This window comes from Aneurinibacillus migulanus, from assembly GCF_001274715.1.
Lineage (GTDB): Bacteria > Bacillota > Bacilli > Aneurinibacillales > Aneurinibacillaceae > Aneurinibacillus > Aneurinibacillus migulanus.
The window spans coordinates 4,907,572-4,925,412 of the sequence record NZ_LGUG01000004.1; the positions used below are offsets into that span (position 1 = coordinate 4,907,572).

The 17,841-nt window shown below is 42.9% G+C and carries 16 protein-coding genes, 1 riboswitch and 1 other annotated feature; of the genes, 6 read left to right on the forward strand and 10 right to left on the reverse strand.

All coding sequences use genetic code 11. The features are described 5' to 3' along the window. Positions 1–118: 118 nt before the first annotated feature. Complete coding sequence (gene rpsD / locus AF333_RS25505; protein WP_043068208.1) at positions 119–715, forward strand: 30S ribosomal protein S4; 597 nt, start codon at positions 119–121, stop codon at positions 713–715. A 111-nt stretch (positions 716–826) separates the two neighbouring features. Here the strand turns inward: rpsD and tyrS are convergent, their stop codons facing one another. Then, a complete protein-coding gene (gene tyrS, locus AF333_RS25510) occupies positions 827–2,089 on the reverse strand; it encodes a tyrosine--tRNA ligase (RefSeq protein WP_043068209.1) in 1,263 nt (420 codons plus the stop codon). 233 nt (positions 2,090–2,322) lie between these two features. Next, positions 2,323–2,558, reverse strand: a binding site (T-box leader). 118 nt (positions 2,559–2,676) lie between these two features. On the opposite strand from tyrS, the gene AF333_RS25515 reads away from it, so the two are divergent. Then, a complete protein-coding gene (locus AF333_RS25515) occupies positions 2,677–5,127 on the forward strand; it encodes a transglycosylase domain-containing protein (protein WP_052520523.1) in 2,451 nt (816 codons plus the stop codon). Positions 5,128–5,157: 30 nt separating this feature from the next. Here AF333_RS25515 and acsA read toward each other — a convergent pair whose 3' ends face one another. Then, positions 5,158–6,873 carry an acetate--CoA ligase gene (gene acsA / locus AF333_RS25520; RefSeq protein ID WP_043068322.1) on the reverse strand — a complete coding sequence of 572 codons (1,716 nt, stop codon included), beginning with the start codon at positions 6,871–6,873 and terminating at the stop codon, positions 5,158–5,160. A 241-nt stretch (positions 6,874–7,114) separates the two neighbouring features. Between acsA and AF333_RS25525 the strand changes: the two genes are divergently transcribed. The 3 genes from AF333_RS25525 to AF333_RS25535 all read left to right on the forward strand — a co-directional run bounded on the left by AF333_RS25525 (position 7,115) and on the right by AF333_RS25535 (position 9,624). Continuing rightward, positions 7,115–7,747, forward strand: coding sequence for a hypothetical protein (locus AF333_RS25525; protein WP_043068210.1), 633 nt, complete (start codon positions 7,115–7,117; stop codon positions 7,745–7,747). Between the two features lie 75 nt (positions 7,748–7,822). Continuing rightward, positions 7,823–8,470, forward strand: coding sequence for a CBS and ACT domain-containing protein (locus AF333_RS25530; protein WP_043068211.1), 648 nt, complete (start codon positions 7,823–7,825; stop codon positions 8,468–8,470). Continuing rightward, entirely contained in the window at positions 8,467–9,624 is a 1,158-nt protein-coding gene (locus AF333_RS25535; RefSeq protein WP_043068212.1) for an acetoin utilization protein AcuC, read from the forward strand. Before AF333_RS25530 ends, AF333_RS25535 begins: the two co-directional genes overlap by 4 nt. A 602-nt stretch (positions 9,625–10,226) precedes the next feature. Here AF333_RS25535 and AF333_RS37750 read toward each other — a convergent pair. The 3 genes from AF333_RS37750 to AF333_RS25550 all read right to left on the reverse strand — a co-directional run bounded on the left by AF333_RS37750 (position 10,227) and on the right by AF333_RS25550 (position 12,164). Next, positions 10,227–10,400, reverse strand: coding sequence for a helix-turn-helix domain-containing protein (locus AF333_RS37750; protein ID WP_080787938.1), 174 nt, complete (start codon positions 10,398–10,400; stop codon positions 10,227–10,229). A 143-nt stretch (positions 10,401–10,543) separates the two neighbouring features. Further along, a riboswitch (cyclic di-GMP riboswitch) is annotated at positions 10,544–10,631 on the reverse strand. A gap of 55 nt (positions 10,632–10,686) precedes the next feature. Continuing rightward, positions 10,687–11,409 (reverse strand): EAL domain-containing protein, encoded by a 723-nt coding sequence (locus tag AF333_RS25545; RefSeq protein ID WP_043068214.1) that lies wholly within the window; start codon positions 11,407–11,409, stop codon positions 10,687–10,689. Between the two features lie 191 nt (positions 11,410–11,600). Beyond that, entirely contained in the window at positions 11,601–12,164 is a 564-nt protein-coding gene (locus AF333_RS25550; protein ID WP_043068215.1) for a site-specific integrase, read from the reverse strand. A 195-nt stretch (positions 12,165–12,359) separates the two neighbouring features. Between AF333_RS25550 and AF333_RS25555 the strand changes: the two genes are divergently transcribed. Continuing rightward, positions 12,360–13,040, forward strand: a complete 681-nt coding sequence (locus AF333_RS25555; RefSeq protein ID WP_235496992.1) for a GGDEF domain-containing protein — start codon at positions 12,360–12,362, stop codon at positions 13,038–13,040. A 420-nt stretch (positions 13,041–13,460) separates the two neighbouring features. On the opposite strand, the gene AF333_RS25560 is transcribed toward AF333_RS25555, so the two are convergent. The 5 genes from AF333_RS25560 to ccpA form a co-directional block, all read right to left on the reverse strand. Then, complete coding sequence (locus tag AF333_RS25560; protein WP_052812354.1) at positions 13,461–15,335, reverse strand: ABC transporter ATP-binding protein/permease; 1,875 nt, start codon at positions 15,333–15,335, stop codon at positions 13,461–13,463. 224 nt (positions 15,336–15,559) lie between these two features. Next, complete coding sequence (locus AF333_RS36330; protein WP_235496994.1) at positions 15,560–15,712, reverse strand: hypothetical protein; 153 nt, start codon at positions 15,710–15,712, stop codon at positions 15,560–15,562. A 50-nt stretch (positions 15,713–15,762) separates the two neighbouring features. Beyond that, on the reverse strand, positions 15,763–16,011 hold the full coding sequence (locus tag AF333_RS36335) for a hypothetical protein (protein ID WP_235496996.1): 249 nt from the start codon (positions 16,009–16,011) through the stop codon (positions 15,763–15,765). Between the two features lie 37 nt (positions 16,012–16,048). Continuing rightward, a complete protein-coding gene (locus AF333_RS25565) occupies positions 16,049–16,741 on the reverse strand; it encodes a 5'-methylthioadenosine/adenosylhomocysteine nucleosidase (protein ID WP_043068217.1) in 693 nt (230 codons plus the stop codon). A gap of 11 nt (positions 16,742–16,752) precedes the next feature. After that, on the reverse strand, positions 16,753–17,787 hold the full coding sequence (gene ccpA, locus AF333_RS25570) for a catabolite control protein A (RefSeq protein WP_043068218.1): 1,035 nt from the start codon (positions 17,785–17,787) through the stop codon (positions 16,753–16,755). Positions 17,788–17,841: the final 54 nt, after the last annotated feature.

A 17,841-nucleotide genomic window follows, 5' to 3' on the forward strand; every position in this document is an offset into this window, starting at 1 on the left:
CCCTTAATGGAGCATGCGGCGGAAACGCTACCGTCCGAAGAGCATGTAGTAGAGTAAGGAACTAGCCAGGCGGAAGTAAACACCTAATTAATCTTATCGTAAAGGGGAACGAATATTTATGGCACGTTATACTGGCCCTCGCCACAAACTTGCTCGTCGTCTGGGTATTTCTCTGGACGGAACTGGCAAAGATATCAAACGTAACTTCCCGCCGGGACAACATGGACATGGACGTCGTAAAATGAGCGAATATGCACTTCAGTTAACTGAAAAGCAAAAGCTTCGCCATATGTACGGCATGATGGAAAAACAATTCCGTAAAACATTCGATCAAGCGAACAAAATGTCCGGCGTTGTCGGCGAAAACTTCATGAAGCTTCTCGAATCCCGTCTGGATAACCTGGTATACCGTCTTGGTTTCGCAACGACTCGTCCGGCTGCTCGCCAATTGACGACTCACGGTCATATCACAGTAAACGGCAAGAAAGTGGACATCCCTTCTTACCGTGTAAAACCAGGCGATGTTATCGGATTGCGTGAAAAGAGCCGCAACCTTCAAATCGTAAAAGAATCTCTGGAAGCTCGCGCATACCTGCCGAACTACCTGAGCTTTGACGAAACGAAACTGGAAGGAACGTACACTCGTCTTCCAGATCGTGAAGAACTGCCTGCTGAAATCAATGAAAAACTAATCGTCGAGTTCTATTCCCGCTAATCGGAAGGAACACCGACAAAACCCATCGACAATCTTGTCGATGGGTTTTTTAATGGCGATACATTCAACTAACCATCAGAGGGAGATGCCTCCCCCACTGATGATGGAAGTTTATTTTATCATTACTTTAGCGAATTTACGTTTTCCAACTTGGACAATCATACCTTCTTCCACTGTAATATGATCATCTACGGAAGAAACTTTTTCTTCATTAATTTTAACAGCACCTTGCTGAACCATTCGACGTGCCTCTCCATTAGAAGGAACAAGACCAAGAACAGAAAGAAGTTTGACAATCCACATTTTGCCGTCTTCAAGCTCCGTAGCCGCTACTTCTTTTTCAGGTATATCCGTCGGAAGCGCTCGCTGCTGGAATACCGTCTTGAAATGATTTTCCGCTTCATCTGCGGCTGCATCTCCCCAGTACATCTGTACGAAGGTGCGGGCAAGGCGCATCTTAGCATCGCGCGGATGAACAGCCCCTTCTTCTAGACCTTTTTCCAAACTTTTTAGCTCTTCAAGCGAAACATCTGTAGCCAGTTTATAATACTTGAGCATCAGCTCATCTGGAATCGACATCGCTTTGCCGTAGATTTCATTCGGCGGCTCGCTGATACCAATGTAGTTGCCCAAACTTTTGCTCATCTTCTGTACGCCGTCCAATCCTTCAATAATCGGCATTGTCAACGCACATTGCTGTTCTTGTCCGTATTCTTTCTGCAATTGTCGTCCCATTAGCAGGTTGAACTTCTGATCGGTTCCCCCCAGCTCCACGTCGCTTTCTAGCGCTACAGAATCGTATCCCTGCATGAGCGGATAGAAAAATTCATGAATGCTAATCGGCAAATTATTGCTATAACGCTTCTCAAAATCATCCCGTTCTAGCATCCGTGCCACTGTTATTTTTGCAGCCAGTTCGACAACATCGGCGAAGTTCATCCGTGAAAGCCATGTGCTATTGTAATGCACTTGAATTTTATCAGCATCAAGGATTTTCGCGAATTGCTCTACATACGTTGCCGCATTCGTCTTCACTTGCTCTTCCGTTAATTGCTTTCGGGTCTCTGATTTTCCTGTCGGGTCACCGATACGCCCTGTGAAGTCTCCGATAACCAACTGTACGACATGCCCAAGTTCCTGGAATTGCCGAAGTTTATGCAATACGACCGTATGCCCTACATGAATATCCGGCGCAGAAGGGTCCAGCCCCAGCTTTATATGTAACGGCTTGCCAGTAACGACCGAGCGTTCTACCTTTCTTTGCATCTCTTCTTCTGGTACGATCTCCGCCACTCCACGGCGAATAATCTCCATCTGTCGTGCAACTTCGCGTGCCTGCTCTTCCGTCAGACTGATTGTGCTTTGTTCACTCATTTCTGTTGCCTCCATTTTAAATTGATAAAAAAAGAAAAAACCACAGGTGCCTTTGCTCGTCCTTTTCCACACAGAAGCCAAACGGCCACTTTATGTCGCTTCGGGCGGACCGAAAAAGCATCTGGGTATCTCGGATAAAGGAAACTTTGGTACACGACTCGCACATTTTTCAAGTGATACAATTCGGAAGAAACGATATATCGTTTCTTACTCCATTAAAAAAACCCGCCCCAAAAAGGGACGAGTTTGCTCGCGGTACCACCCTTAGTTAAGGACTAAAGTCCTTCACTCAAACGGATAACGGCCTATGATTACTCATACGCCGTCCGCCCGCAAATAAGACAAGATGCGGTGCGGATTCACTCCTACGCTGTATTTCATCGCTTGGCTGGGCCGATTCACACCTTCCACCGACTCTCTGTTATTTCCAGTACTCAAGCCACTACTATTACGTATTCATTGCGAATACAATGATATTGTTTTGTTGTTATTCTCATAATAACTAAAAATAGTGCGAAAATGCAACATTTATCCTCTCCAGTCGTCTTTATGATATAATGTTGCTGTTATGTGTAAGGGGGAGTAATATGGAAAAACAAAACGGTTCCGCCAATACGTCGGACAGGCCGAGACGAAAGAAAAGCTTCTGGCATACTCTTCTCGTTATTTTCCAAGTCTCAGCCATTCTATTCTTCATGGGCGTATTGTTTGCGGGCGGTACCGCTGCCGGCTATGTGGCCTCGCTTGTCAAATCTGATCCGGTACGTAGTTATAATGAGATTTATCAGAAAATCTCTGCAAATAATCTCACCGGATTTGCGTATTTCAAAGACAAGACGATGATCGGCCAATTAGTTACACAAGAGGATCGGCGTCTCGTATCGCATAAAGAAGTATCACCTCATTTGATCAATGCCATCATTTCAACGGAGGATAAATATTTCTATGAACATAACGGAATTGTACCGACGGCAATTGCCCGGGCTGCTATCCAGCAAGTCACGAATTCGCCGATTCAAACCGGAGGAAGTACGCTAACCCAGCAACTTATTAAGCAAACCATCCTCTCTCCGAAGGTAACGCCGGAAAGAAAATTCAAAGAAATCTTCCTTGCTCTTCGTATGGAGCGAATGTTTAGCAAAGATCAAATTCTTGACGCCTATATCAATCGAATGTATTTCGGCAAAAATGCTAATGATTCTAAAGTATATGGGGTCCAGGCCGCAGCCAAGGGCATTTTTGGCGTGGATGCCAAAAATCTAAACGTTGCACAATCTGCCTACCTAGCCGGTATGCTGCAGGCTCCATCTTCGTATATTCCGTTCAAGGAGAAAGGTCTAAAACTCGGAAAGGAACGACAAAAAATCGTTCTTGGTCGAATGCTCGAAAACGGAAAAATTAACAAACAGCAGTATGATGAGGCACTTGCTTATGATATTAAAGCCCATCTTGCCAAACCATCTCCGAAAGCATTCGAGAAATATCCGTATCTTATGATGGAAATCGAAGAACGGGCAGCAAAAATTCTGCTTGATCAGGATTTCGAAAAGAATCCAGAGTTGAAAAACGATTCGTATTCCAAACTGCTGGAAGAAAAACGAATCGCCGTGCGGCAAGGTGGCTATCACATCCACACGACAATCGATAAAAAAATCTATGAAGAAATGCAAAAAATCGCAGCCGATCCTAATAACTTTGGACCGGAAAAGCCGGCAATCGGTGGCAAACGCATGCCTGAGCAAGTCGGAGCTGTTCTTATTCAAAACAAAACCGGAGCGATTCTGGGGATGATGGAAGGACGCAGCTTCAAAATCGAAAATACAAGCCATGTGACGGCTCCACGTCAACCGGGTTCAGCTATTAAGCCAATCGGTGTATACGCTCCAGCAATCGAGGAAAAAATTATTTCACCGAACTCTACGGTTGTTGATGAAGAAACTGTGTTCCCTGGCAACTGGACACCTAAAAACGCTGGCGGAAGCTTCAAGGGTCCAATGTCAGTACGCAGTGCTCTTGCCCAATCCCGCAACATCCCTGCGGTAAAAATCTATTACGAAACTGGCGTCCGCAAATCACTGGCATACGTTAAGAAAATGGGCGTAAGCACGATTGTGGATAATGACTATTATCTGCCGACAGCATTAGGTGGGTTTACTAGGGGTATTTCGGTGGAGGAAATGACAAACGCCTATTCCACTTTCGCAAATGATGGAAACTTTATCGATGCATATCTAATTGAACGTATCGATAATAGCGAAGGTGAAACCATTTACCAACATAAAGTAAAACCAACCCCTGTGTTCTCTCCGCAAACTTCATGGATGATGACTGATATGATGCGCGATGTTGTGACTGGAGGTACGGCTAGAAAGGTCGTCGCCCGTTATACGATGGGACGGGATGTAGCAGGTAAAACAGGAACGACCCAGGAAGACGGCGATAAATGGTTCGTCGGCTATACGCCGGATATTTCGCTTGGTGTATGGGTTGGCTACGATAAGAAATATAAACTCAACAGAAGTTCGCATGACAATGCGATGAGAATCTGGGGAAAAACGTTCTCATCCGTGCTGAAACTGAACCCGGATATCTCTCCGGCAGGCAATTATATGAAACGTCCGCCTGGTACGTCAACAGCTGCTATCTACAATGCTAATCTGGCAGCCTCTAAAAATCCGGCCTCCTATGGCAAAGTAGAGGAGAAAAAACCGGAGGAAGATACTAAGAAAAAAGAAGACTCGACGAAAACAGAGCAGACAGATGACAAAAAGACGGAAGAAGACGACAAGAAGCAGGAACAAGGTACGGAAACTTCTGGTGATAAGCAGGAGCAAGGCAAGCAAGACGATAAGAAAGACGGTTCTAAGGACGGCTCTAAGGACAGCAATAAAGATAGCAAGAAAGAAACCGGAAATAACTCTGATAAGAAACCAGGCAAGTCTTCAGATGAAACAACAAAAGAAAGTAAAGACAAAAAATCAGATAAGAAGCCAGACCACAGCATAGGTAAGAAAGATGACAAAAAAGGAGAGGGATAACCCCTCTCCTTTTTTTAATGGATAAGAAAATTAGTCTTCCATTGTAGACAAATCGCCTGTTGGCAAGCCTAATTCCCATGCTTTCAGAACACGACGCATAATCTTGCCGGAACGTGTCTTTGGTAATTTGTCACGCACTTCAATTTCACGCGGTGCCGCATGTGCAGCAAATCCTTCTTTTACAAACTTCCTGATTTCTTCAAGCAACTCATCCGAAGCCTCATATCCATCACGGAGCGCAATGAATGCTTTAATAATTTCACCACGTACCGGGTCCGGTTTACCAATGACACCAGCTTCTGCAACGGCCGGATGCTCTACGAGCTTGCTTTCAACCTCGAACGGTCCGACACGCTCACCCGCAGTCATAATGACATCATCGACACGTCCTTGGAACCAGAAATAGCCCTCTTCATCCATATAGGCCGAGTCGCCTGACACATACCAACCTTCAAGGCGGAAATATTCCTCATACTTGGACGGGTTATTCCAAATCTTACGCATCATCGATGGCCATCCTGTCTTAATGGCTAGATTCCCCATCCGGTTCGGCGGCAGCTCATTACCTTCATCATCGATAATTGCTGCCACAATACCCGGAAACGGCTTGCCCATGGAGCCTGGCTTAATCGGCATACTTGGATAGTTACAAATCAATTGCCCCCCCGTCTCCGTCATCCACCATGTATCATGAATCCGCTTGTCAAACACTTTCATTCCCCAATATACAACTTCGGGATTTAACGGCTCCCCTACGCTCAAAACATGGCGCAGGTTGGATAAATCATACTGCTTTACCACTTCGTCGCCTGCACCCATCAACATCCGGAATGAGGTCGGTGCGCTGTACCAGACCGTTACTTTGTATTTCTCAACAGTTGAATACCAATCCTGTGGGCTGAAACGACCACCACGAACGACATTAGTTGCTCCATTCAGCCATGGACCGAAAATGCCGTATGCTGTCCCGGTAACCCAGCCTGGGTCAGCCGTGCACCAATACACATCATCCTCTTGTAAATCCAATACCCACTTACCTGTCTGATAGTGCTGAATCATGGCGTTGTGTACATGTAGCACACCTTTCGGCTTACCGGTGGAGCCGGATGTATAGTGAAGAATAAGTCCATCTTCTCGGTCTACCCATTCGATTTCGAAATCGGCAGAAGCTTGTTCCATTTCTTTCTCATAGCTTATTTGGCCTTCTTCAAGAGTACCATCCCCACCAACAACAATAACATGCTTAAGAGCAGGCAGTTCTCCAGCGGGTACACGCGGCAGAAGGTCCGGTGTCGTAATAATAGCTACTGCCTCACTATCGTCCAATCTGTCACGTACAGCCCCTTGCATGAATGCTTCAAACAACGGACCGACGATAGCGCCAACTTTAATGATACCGAGAAGACTTACGTATAGTTCAGGACTTCGCGGCATAAAAATAAATACGCGATCACCTTTTGTGATTCCTAGCTTGCGCAGTACGTTTCCGAATTTATCAGAAAGCGTTTTCATCTCTGCAAATGTATATTTCTCATCGCGTGTCGCATTACTGTAGTAGAGCGCCACTTTATTTTCACGGGGAGTGCCTACATGCCGGTCAATAGCTTCGTGTGCCATGTTAACCTTGCCAGTCTCATACCAGGTGAATTGCTTCTCAGTGTCTTCCCAGCTAAATGTATTGTATACCTCTTCATAGGAAGGCATATTATAACCACTTCCTACGACAGGAAGCACTTTCTTGCTCATCATTTCTTTCATAACGATAGCTCCTCTCCCACTAAATTTAATCAAACCTACCTGAGTGTATATTCTCTTTCAATCTTGAAAACCCTCTCTCAAATTCGATTATATCAAATAATCTGTGAATTTATCAATTCTAATCGTTCACACCTTTTTCAAATTTATCATTGGCAAGCACATGAAAAGTATAAGATAATTTTTGCAAAAGAGAAAAATAACACAACAAGATTAAGATAAGGTGAATAAGATGGAACATCGTAAAACATTTTTCAGCCAAGAGATAAAAAAACCGGCGGGTCTCTTGCAATTTGAAGGTCCTGTGCATCCAGAACGTATTGCTTCTCTGCATATGGACGAAGGTTTGACGGCATTTCGCAGGCCCCCTCAACAACAAAGAGCGCTTGAGGGTATTGCAGAATTACCAGAAGGTCGTGTTATTCTAGCGATACATGACCATACAATTATAGGGTATGTGACATTTCTCTATCCTGATCCTATGGAGAGATGGTCAGAGGCAAAAATGGATAATTTACTGGAGCTCGGAGCAATCGAAGTAACGAAACGATTCCGCCATCAACACGTAGGAGAGGATATGCTTGCATTGGCATTCTGTGGTAATGCTATGGAAGATTATATCGTCTTTACTACAGAGTATTACTGGCATTGGGATTTGAAAGGGACTGGTCTCGATGTATGGGAATACCGAAAAATAATGGAGAAAGTAATGGCCTCGGTTGGACTCGAATGGTTCGCCACCGATGATCCAGAGATTTGCTCACACCCGGCTAACTGCATGATGGCGCGTATTGGCAAGCGTATAACACTGGAATCCGTCCAGGCATTCGATCGTATTCGCTTTCAAAATCGATATATGTATTAAAAAAATTCTTTACTATTTATAAGAAAAATGGAATAAAATGATAGATAAAAAAAAGAACTAGGGGGAGACTGCACGATGCTTGTGGAAGATATTATGAAGCGGGACGTAGTCACTGTTGAGCTGACAGACTCGATTCGACTTGCGCTGTTGAAAGTTCATCAGTATCGGATTCGTCATTTACCGGTTATCTCGCAAGGCAAACTAGTGGGCATTATTTCTGATCGGGATGTACGGGACGCCTGTCCTTCCATTATTGGCATACCGCGCGAAGATGATGAGCATGTTCTCAATACTCCCGTTTCTTCCATCATGCGCAAAGACGTAATTTGTGCTCATCCGCTTGACTTCGTGGAGGAAGCTGCTCTCGCCCTGTACGATAACCGCATCGGTTGTCTCCCGGTGGTGGTCGATGACGAATTGAAAGGCATCATTACGGAGACGGACATCTTGCATACCCTTGTCGAGCTCATGGGCGTGCACTATCCAAGTTCCCATATTGAAGTGGAAGTGGATGACCGGACAGGATTGCTCGCCGATGTCGCGGAAATCTTCAAAGAAGCCAAATGCAATGTTACCAGTGTGCTGGTCATGCCGGGTAAACACTTAGGGAAGAAAAACCTCGTGTTTCGAGTACAGACAATCGATCCGCGCCATCTTGTTTCTAAAATTGAAGAGGCCGGCTACCGTATTGTATGGCCCAGAGAATCAGAGGGATTAGTATGAAAATTAAAACTGCATTTATGTATAGCGATGAATATTTAACGTATTTTTTTAACGACGATCATCCGTTTAATCAGAAAAGGTTACGCATGACAATCGATCTCCTGCGTATGATGAATCTGCTCGATGATAACGATATTGTGGCACCACGTACAGCGACGGACGATGAACTGGCACTGATTCATGACCGACAATATATCAATATTGTTAAAGAATGCGGTCATACACAACAGGAAATTGCCATTGCTGGAAGCTTTGGTCTCGGTACAGAAGATTGCCCAGTCTTTGCAAATATGCATGAAGCTACGGCTCTCGCCGTGGGAGGAACGTTGCGCGCCGCAGAACTGGTTATGTCCGGGGAATACCGCCACGCCGTCAATCTGGCGGGCGGACTCCATCACGGCTTCCGTGGCCGGGCATCTGGCTTCTGCATCTACAACGATTGCTCCGTCGCTATTGCCTATCTGCGCCAAAAATATGATGCGCGTGTTCTCTATATCGATACGGATGCACATCATGGCGATGGAGTACAATGGGCGTTTTATGATGACCCTAATGTGTTAACTCTTTCCTTTCATGAGACAGGAAAATATTTATTCCCAGGAACCGGAAACATTACAGAACGCGGCGATGGACAAGGCTACGGCTTCTCCGTTAATGTTCCACTTGACGCGTTTACCGAAGATGAGTCCTGGCTTGAAGCGTATCATAACGTGCTTCCTACCGTGGCACGCGGTTTCAAGCCAGATGTAATTCTGACACAGAACGGCTGCGACTCTCACATCTTTGATCCATTAACCCATCTCTCTACTTCCATGCGCATTTATCAGGAGATTCCGAAGCTGGCACGTGAATTGGCGGACGAGCTGTGTGAAGGACGTCTCATCGCAACCGGAGGCGGAGGATACGATATTTGGCGAGTTGTGCCGCGTGCCTGGAGCTTACTGTGGGCCGAACTGTCGGGACAGCGTATTACGGACAATCTCTCTGTACCTAAAACATGGATTGAAAAATATCAGAGCGAGAGTCCTGTTCAGCTTGCCCCGACACTGCTAGATCCTGAAGGATTATTTCCACCAATCCCAAGACGCGCCGAGATTACAACCAAAAACAAAAATACGATTGAGAAGACCCTTCTCTACTGTCCTCGTGGATAAAGTAAAGCTTCCATCAATAGGCTCCATCGATGGTTAGCTGCATATATTGGAGTATTGCTACCCGTTGGACTAAGATAAATAAAAGCAACGCCTGCTAATTAAAATAAGCAGGTGTTGCTTTTTTATTTCTCTATCATAGAGTACAAGATTTAATGCTTGGTTGAATCCATAATACATACAATACGCTGATGAATGTATGATAGTTTATTTAACATTGATAAAAACTCTTCATTCTTACATGATTTATTTTGAGATAACACGCGTGCGATAACCTTAGCCTCCGTTTGCAATTCAACAACATTAATGCACTTATTAATTCTTTCGATAAATTCGATACTCATTTTTGTTTGAACTCTTTACTACGAGCGCATAATCCTCCTCTCACCATTTTCCTAACAGACCAATAAGAAAACAATTATAAAGTGAACCTTCACTCAGTAGGGGTTTTCTTCATCCCCTGCTGAATGTTAGTTGAACGTATCGGACCTTTAGGGGCAATTTGAATTTATTTATAAGCGGAATTTAGTCTCACCTTCTTTTTTATAGATAAAAGGGGTTAATTAATTTCCATCGTATACTAAGTCTTCTTTTTTCTTTCAGTATCAAAGTACCTCTCTCTTGCGATAATTCTCTTTCATTTCTTTATACTCACGTATCCAACGATATATGGTTTGACTATTTATACCGTATTTTCGAGCTACTATGCTGCATTTATGTCCCTTCATTACTTCGCTAACAACATTACGTTTAAGCGTTAAAGAGTAACTTCTTTTCATCTCCGTCTCCTTACCTTATATCTTTCATGCAAACCACATTATACATTACCCCGTATTGTATATGATTATCGTTGCAATAAAAAGGACTATACCTGATACCGGAATTACCGAATAGGAAATAGCCTTTGATCTCTAAAAAGAATTTCGGTAACCCGGCTATCTTCATTCCTGCGGAACCTTAGACCCGTGGCTTTGCGTCCCTATCTTTCAATAGGTTTGCCTTTATCATTTTATTTATTTTTATAACGACTAACTAAACCTTTATATTCGCACGAAACGATAGTCGCTAACTAAATCGTTCAGGCTTTCCCAGTAGATATCCCTGTCCTATATCAACTCCTAATAATTTAGCTATTGCAAGATCTTCTGATTTCTCGATTCCTTCTAATATTAAGTAAGCTTCATCTTTACAATAGCCCACTAATAATTCTATTAACCGTTGTTTTCTTGAACATACAGACAGATCAATTGAAAAATATCTATCCAACTTGATAAAGTCCGGTTCAAATTCTACAAGATTTTTCAATGAAGCAGAACCTTTGCCTACATCGTCCAGTGCAATTTGAAACCCATTTTGGCGCAGAAAAGAGAGCATATTACGCATCGATTTAACATCGTTTATTTCTTGGGATTCATTAATTTCTAAGACTATCTCTCCTTTGGATACGGCATAGTCGGAAAGCAAGCCATCCACGAAACAATGAAAATCAGGATGTAATAATGTAGAAGGAAAAATATTCACAAATACCGAAGTTTGCAACGCTCTATTCTTAGGTGTGTAGGAAACAACTGCCCTAAAAAGCGACAAAATATCAAGCTCATATAACTTATCAAGCCTTTCAGCGCTTTGAAACAGCAGCTCAGGCACAACAAAATATTGAGACCGTAAAAAAGCCTCATACCCTAATAAAGACCAATCAGAAAGAAAGTACAGTGGTTGATAGACATGATGAAACAACTTATTTTCAATAACCTTTTTAGTCTGTTCATCCAGAAACGCCTTTTTCATGAATTTTCAACTTCACCCCCTTTATATCTTCTGTTTTAGGGAAGAAATCACGGTCTCATTCTTTAATCTAACAAAATAGACATTTTGTTATATTAAATAGAAAAAATATCTAGTCCTTTTTTATTATAACCACTTCTAATTTAAAAATCGACATAGCTTTACAGTTAGGTTTTTTCTTTTTTTTTTGCTTTTCACAAACAAAATTTTTCCAATGCTTTATCGACCATATCGTCATTAATACCTATATATCTCATTGTGATTGAAGGGCTAGAATGCCCAAATATATACTGTAACAATGCTACGTCTTTTGATTGTTGATAAAAATGATACCCAAAAGTTTTTCGTAAAGTATGTGTACCGATAGGCCCCTCGACCCCGCAGGCTCTTGCTGCATTATTAATAATTTGCCAAGCATGTACACGGCTAATTGGCTTTCCACCCTTTTGAGAAGGGAATAAATACTCTGAATCAGCCATTTTTCTTGAATATCGCTCTATTTCATTCTTTAATGTCTGTGTTATTATGGTCCTTCTTATATTTTTAGTTTTCTTTTCTTGGATGATTAAGTGTTTTGTATATTTAACATCCATTACTCGTAAAGGCAAAATATCACTGATTCGAAGGCCTGAATTAATTCCAAAAATAAACAAAAAATAATTTCTATAGGAACGACGTAATAGGTAATTTTTTATTTCTTGTATTTTCTCAATATCACGTATTGGTTCAACAGCATTTGCACCTTTTCTTGTTGTCATAAAAGCCACTCCATTATGTGAGTAAATATTTAACTAATGATTCAATATGTTATATTATCTCATTCTATTTGTTTTTTGGATATACTAAAAAGCCTTTATTTTAAAGGCTTTTTAGTATTTTCTAGTACGATTTAAAACATAACAAAATGTCTATTTTGTTAGGTTCTTCTCCATATACATACAAAAAATAAGGATTTGCTAAATGAATGGACGGCCAAGAATATGAAATGTAACGGTAGAATCGTTAGTGTTATTATTATTTTAATTAACTCAATCATTTGGAATGTATCTCATTGGAGTAGTTATAAGTCTGTACATGTAGATGTATTTCACTTAGCAGCTACCTTCGTATATATAGCAATTGGCTGGTATCTTGGAAAAAAATACGATGAAGCAAAATTTTATTCCGAAAAAGATCCGTTAACCAATACCTATAATCGTAGGTTCATGAACAGGATATTTCCTAAATTAATAGCCGAGGTGCGCAAAAACAAAAAACTACTACATGTATTTGTAATTGATATTAATGACTTTAAACGTATAAATGATACATATGGGCATGAGACGGGGGATCAAGTTCTAGAGTATATTTCCGGTCTTTTGAGAAAAGCCACAAGAAAAGAGGATATGATTATACGTATAGGAGGGGACGAATTCGTCATTTTGATACCTTCTACACAAAAAATCGAAGCGATTACGCTGCCAAGACACTTTAAATGCCACCTGCATAATTCAGTCTCCCCTTTTACTATCCATATTTCTATTTCAATTGGTCATGCTACATATCCTGAAGCAGGAGAAACTCTTAGTGAATTAATTCAGTCCGCAGATAAAAGTATGTATGAATATAAAGTTCAGCAAAAAATTAACGTATAGCAGAATAAAGATTATTATACATATCAAAATGTTTGATAATCCTATTCCGATAAACAAGCCTTCTTGGTACTATCAGAAGGCTTGTTTTATATCACATAAACGAAGAGTTACAAGTCTTACCTTCTTTCCAAAAGCAAATAAATGTTATCAAGGGTGTTGATTATCCAGTACGATCCAGAGTGGATTGTCACCACACTGTGCCCCAAACGGGCGTCGGTTCGTCTCCCGCACGGAAGCGTAGAGGGCCGCTTTTTACCCCCACCAGGCGGCTGTGTCCCTTCCTTGTGAGAAAAAGACGAGGGAACACGCCGACGCATGCATCTTATTTCTTCCGATATATGGATAATCAACAGGTGTAAACTGTTATGAGACATTCAACCGCTAACTGATACCTGCCTTGCCAGGCCCTACACTCCTGCTTTATACAGCCCTATCTTTGGATAGTAATGCAATAATCGCCATACCACATAGAAGCAAAATAAACAGGACAAGAATACCCCAATGGGCTGAAAAATTTCCTGACAGTGCGGGGAATGGCTGCTGTAGGGCACTCCTGCTGTTGATATTAATAATGTCTCCTCCGACTAACTCGTAACCCCATTTGCTAACGGCCAGATTAAATACGGCTTTTATGTATTCAGGCTTTACATGAGTGATAGGTACGAGCGCTCCTGACAAAATAATTTGAGGAACGAGGACAATAGGGACTGTGCTAAGCGCTTTATCGGAATTAGAAGCAATAGCCGATATAACCAGACCCATCATCCCTCCTGCCAGTGAAAGCAGAAAAAAGGCCAAAACGTTGTACCAAAACTCCGGCAGATCAAGACTGTACGCAACAATAGAGACAAGTAGCAGCATTTGTACTAAGGAAATAGCAGATAATACTCCAATTTTTGATAACAGATAAGGAACAATCCGCACACCGGCTAACCTCTCTCTTCTGTAAATCGCCTGTTCTTTCACAATTTCCCGCGCCGCATTGGAAGTTCCCAACCATATCGAGGTAAATACCATTAAGGCGACACAGTTGGACATAAAACTTCTTCGATTTTTCTCTTCCTGAATGTTTTGCTGCACTTCTTCTACTTTTCCTGCTGCTACAATCTGCTGGGTAATCTCCAAATCCTGTGGCCGATAGTCGCTATACCTGAATGTGGGCGCGCTGTGATAAAAAGCAAGGACAAGCAAAAAAGGAATAATGAAGGCTTGAAGGCATAAGATGAAGAGGTTTTTTCTATCTCGGCTAAGGAGCCGTATATAGCGCCCAGTTAAAATCCTCCATTGTTCAAAAAACGAGGAATGAAGGGCCCTCTTTTCTGCTGTAGTTTTCCCTAGACTCTCGCCTATTGTTCGTTCGATTTGCTGTGGTCTGTTTCTGATTCGATTTCGATATTTCCTATAAATGGCCGATCGTTTATATTCCTCGGCCCAACTCTTCGAATTCTTTTCCCTGTCAAGCTTTCTATAGATATCTACAAAATCCTTCACATCGAAGTGAGCTAGCGCTTCAGATGGAGAACCGAAAAAAGCTAATTGTCCTTCCCGAGTAAGAAAGACAAGTTTATCACACATTCTAATGTTCGCGGTGGCATGAGTAATCATGATAATCGTGCTACCCTTCTGCTTCAGCTCCCTAAGAAGTTCCATCATCGCTCTCTCTAAATCCGGGTCAAGCCCTGAAGTGGCTTCATCAAGAAAAAGAAGACCCGGCCTCGTTAATAATTCAACACCTATGTTTACCCGCTTTCGCTGTCCACCACTTAAATCCTTGACAGGCACTGAACGCTGCTCTGTTATTTTTACCTCTTTTAGCACCTCATTTACTCTCCCCGTTATTACGCTTTCTGGTGTACCAGTCGGAAAGCGCAAGCGAGAAGAATACGTAAATATCTCTTCTACCGTTAAATCGCTATGCACAATATCATCCTGTGGTACATACCCAATAGAAGTGCGAAAATGCTCATATTCCTCATATAGATTTCGCCCATTAACCCGGATCTCTCCCTCTGTCGCCGGATAAATGCCAGATAATGCGTAGAGTAACGTGCTTTTTCCTGCACCACTGCTACCTAGTACCGCAACAAACTCACACGGCTCGATAACAAAATTAATATCATCTAACAGTTTCTTTTCTCCGTGTCGTGTCTTTACTATCCTAGTCAAGTGACTGACTTCTACCAGAAGAGAATTGGACAAAGAAGACGGGTTTTTCTGGGTAACTTGCCCTACGCTATCCCGTAATCCCGGTATATTCAATAGATTAGCAAGCGATCTGTCGTTTTCAATTTCCATTTCGTCCCCTCCTTCAGCAACTGGCGCGCTAGACATTCTTATTTTCTGTGCCCGAATCATTTCCTACTATTCATTTCTTAACACCATTTTTTAAATTTATACAATGTCAGCTTGTTATCAGGTAGAAAATGATAGGACCGTGGCTTGAATGGAGGAAATTATATGCGGATAAAGGATAACTATCCTACATAAATTACACTTGATATTTTGACAGGGTAGCGTGGTTAGAAGGAGGTAGGTGATTCAGAAAAAGAAGAGGTTGGATGCGCCCTGCGCTCCAGCAGAAGAAAGGCAAACGTATCTTTTTCCAACCGCTCCCGCCCACCGCCCTTCCTTCTTTTCTTCCCTCTCACCACAAGAATTTGTCGGTGTATCAAATCAGATGCATATAAGCTAACAGCCCGCCTAACATCAGGCGGGCTTACTTTTACAAGGGAATAGAAGGTTGCGGACTTTCAAGCGTCTGCTCACCAGACACTCGATTTTCTGTTCGAGAAAGCCAGGCGGCATCAACGGTGGCCACAGAAACGATATCTCCGGTAGTCGCAAACGCTTCATCATGCGGAGTAATGGAAAAAAAGAGTTTTATACACTTATTCCCTATTCTAATTTTATATTGTTTGAATATAAGATCCCAATGGATGAATATCCGCAAAACAAAAAGCACCCAACTCATTAGGTGCTTTCAGCTTTTTTCAAAAGCTAGATTCTTATTACAAATGTGCTAGCATATTTTTTACGATTTCATATGAGCGCTGTGAAGCTAACTTTGTAAATTCAGGAAAATTCACATGTGCCGATCCGTCTGCCTTGTCCGACATAGAACGAATGACAACAAACGGAATTTCATTCATGACGCACACCTGGGCAACAGCCGCACCCTCCATCTCCGTGCACATCCCTGCCATCGTCTCATGCAGTTCTCGTACCTTATCACGGCTTGCAATAAACTGATCGCCGGAAAGAATACGGCCGGTCATTGTTCTCCCTTCCGCTACTTGTTCGCTCGCCTTCACAGCTGCGTCTATCAATTCTTGGTCAGCACGGAAAATTGAAACATCGGTAAAAGGAATCACGCCGCGTGGAAAGCCTAGCGCAGTCACGTCCATATCATGGTGCTGACAATCCATAGCTACCACAATATCGCCGATTTCTAGCTCTGGATGGAGCGCACCTGCCACACCCGTAAAAATCACCGCACCTACTTGAAAGGCGTCAACAAGAATTTGTGTGCAGACACTGGCGTTCACTTTGCCGACGCCGCACTTACACAGCACAACCTCTTTGTCCTCCCATCGCCCCTCATAGTATGTAATTCCGGCTTTGCGCGTCTCACGCACAAGGTCCATTCCTTCTTTATACAACGCAATTTCTTCGTCCATCGCTCCGATAATTCCGATTCTCATACCTTCTCCCCTTACTCCGCTTCTTTTTCTGCATCACGCCGTGCATTCTCTTTGGTTGACTGCCGTTCTTCGATGCGGTGTGGAAGAATGACAATATGATTCTCCACTTTCTCGTTGTTCATATATTTGGTTAGCAGACGCATAGCCACCGCACCAATGTCATACATCGGTTGAACTACAGTCGTCAGACGTGGACGTACCATTTCTGCAAGACGAATGTTATCGAAACCGATTACATCTACATCTTCCGGTACACGAAGACCACGGTCTTGAATACCGTGAATAACACCAACCGCCATCTCATCGCTGGCCGCAAAAATCGCTGTCGGCTGTTCCACCAGCGACATGAATTGTTCCACCGCATCCAGGCCGGACTCATAACGGAAATTGCCGTTATACACGTAGCTATCTTTAAAGGTTAATCCCGCTTCATCCAGCGCTTTCTTATACCCTTCAAAACGACGCATACCTGCCAGCGGATCGATAAGCGGACCGGTTACCATGGCGACGCGTTTGTGACCTTTTTCAATTAGATATTTCGTCGCATCATATCCGGCTTCATAGTGACTAATATCGACAGACGGCAATTGTCCTGTTGGATCTTTTGTTCCCGCCAGAACAATCGGAACAGAAGCGGTTGTAAATACCTGCATATGGTTCTCCGTAATTTCTCGGCCCATGAATACAATCCCGTCCACCTGCTTCTCTAGCAGCGTGTTCGTCAAATGCAGCTCACGCTCGATCCGCTCATCCGAATCACATAGAATAATGTTATACTTATACATGCTGGCGATATCATCAATCCCACGCGCCAATTCGGCGAAGAAAGGGCTTGCGATATCGGGAATGACCACTCCGACTGTAGTCGTACGCTTGCTCGCCAGGCCACGGGCTACTGCATTCGGACGATATCCAAGCTGTTCAATGGCAGCAAGCACCTTTTTTCTTGTGGAAGGTTTCACATTCGGGTTTCCGTTCACGACACGAGAAACGGTTGCCATTGAAACACCCGCTTCCCTTGCCACGTCATAAATTGTAACTGGCAATCGTAATTCCTCCTACTGTTATAGTTTGCTGTAATGTAAACAATGAGTTTTCAT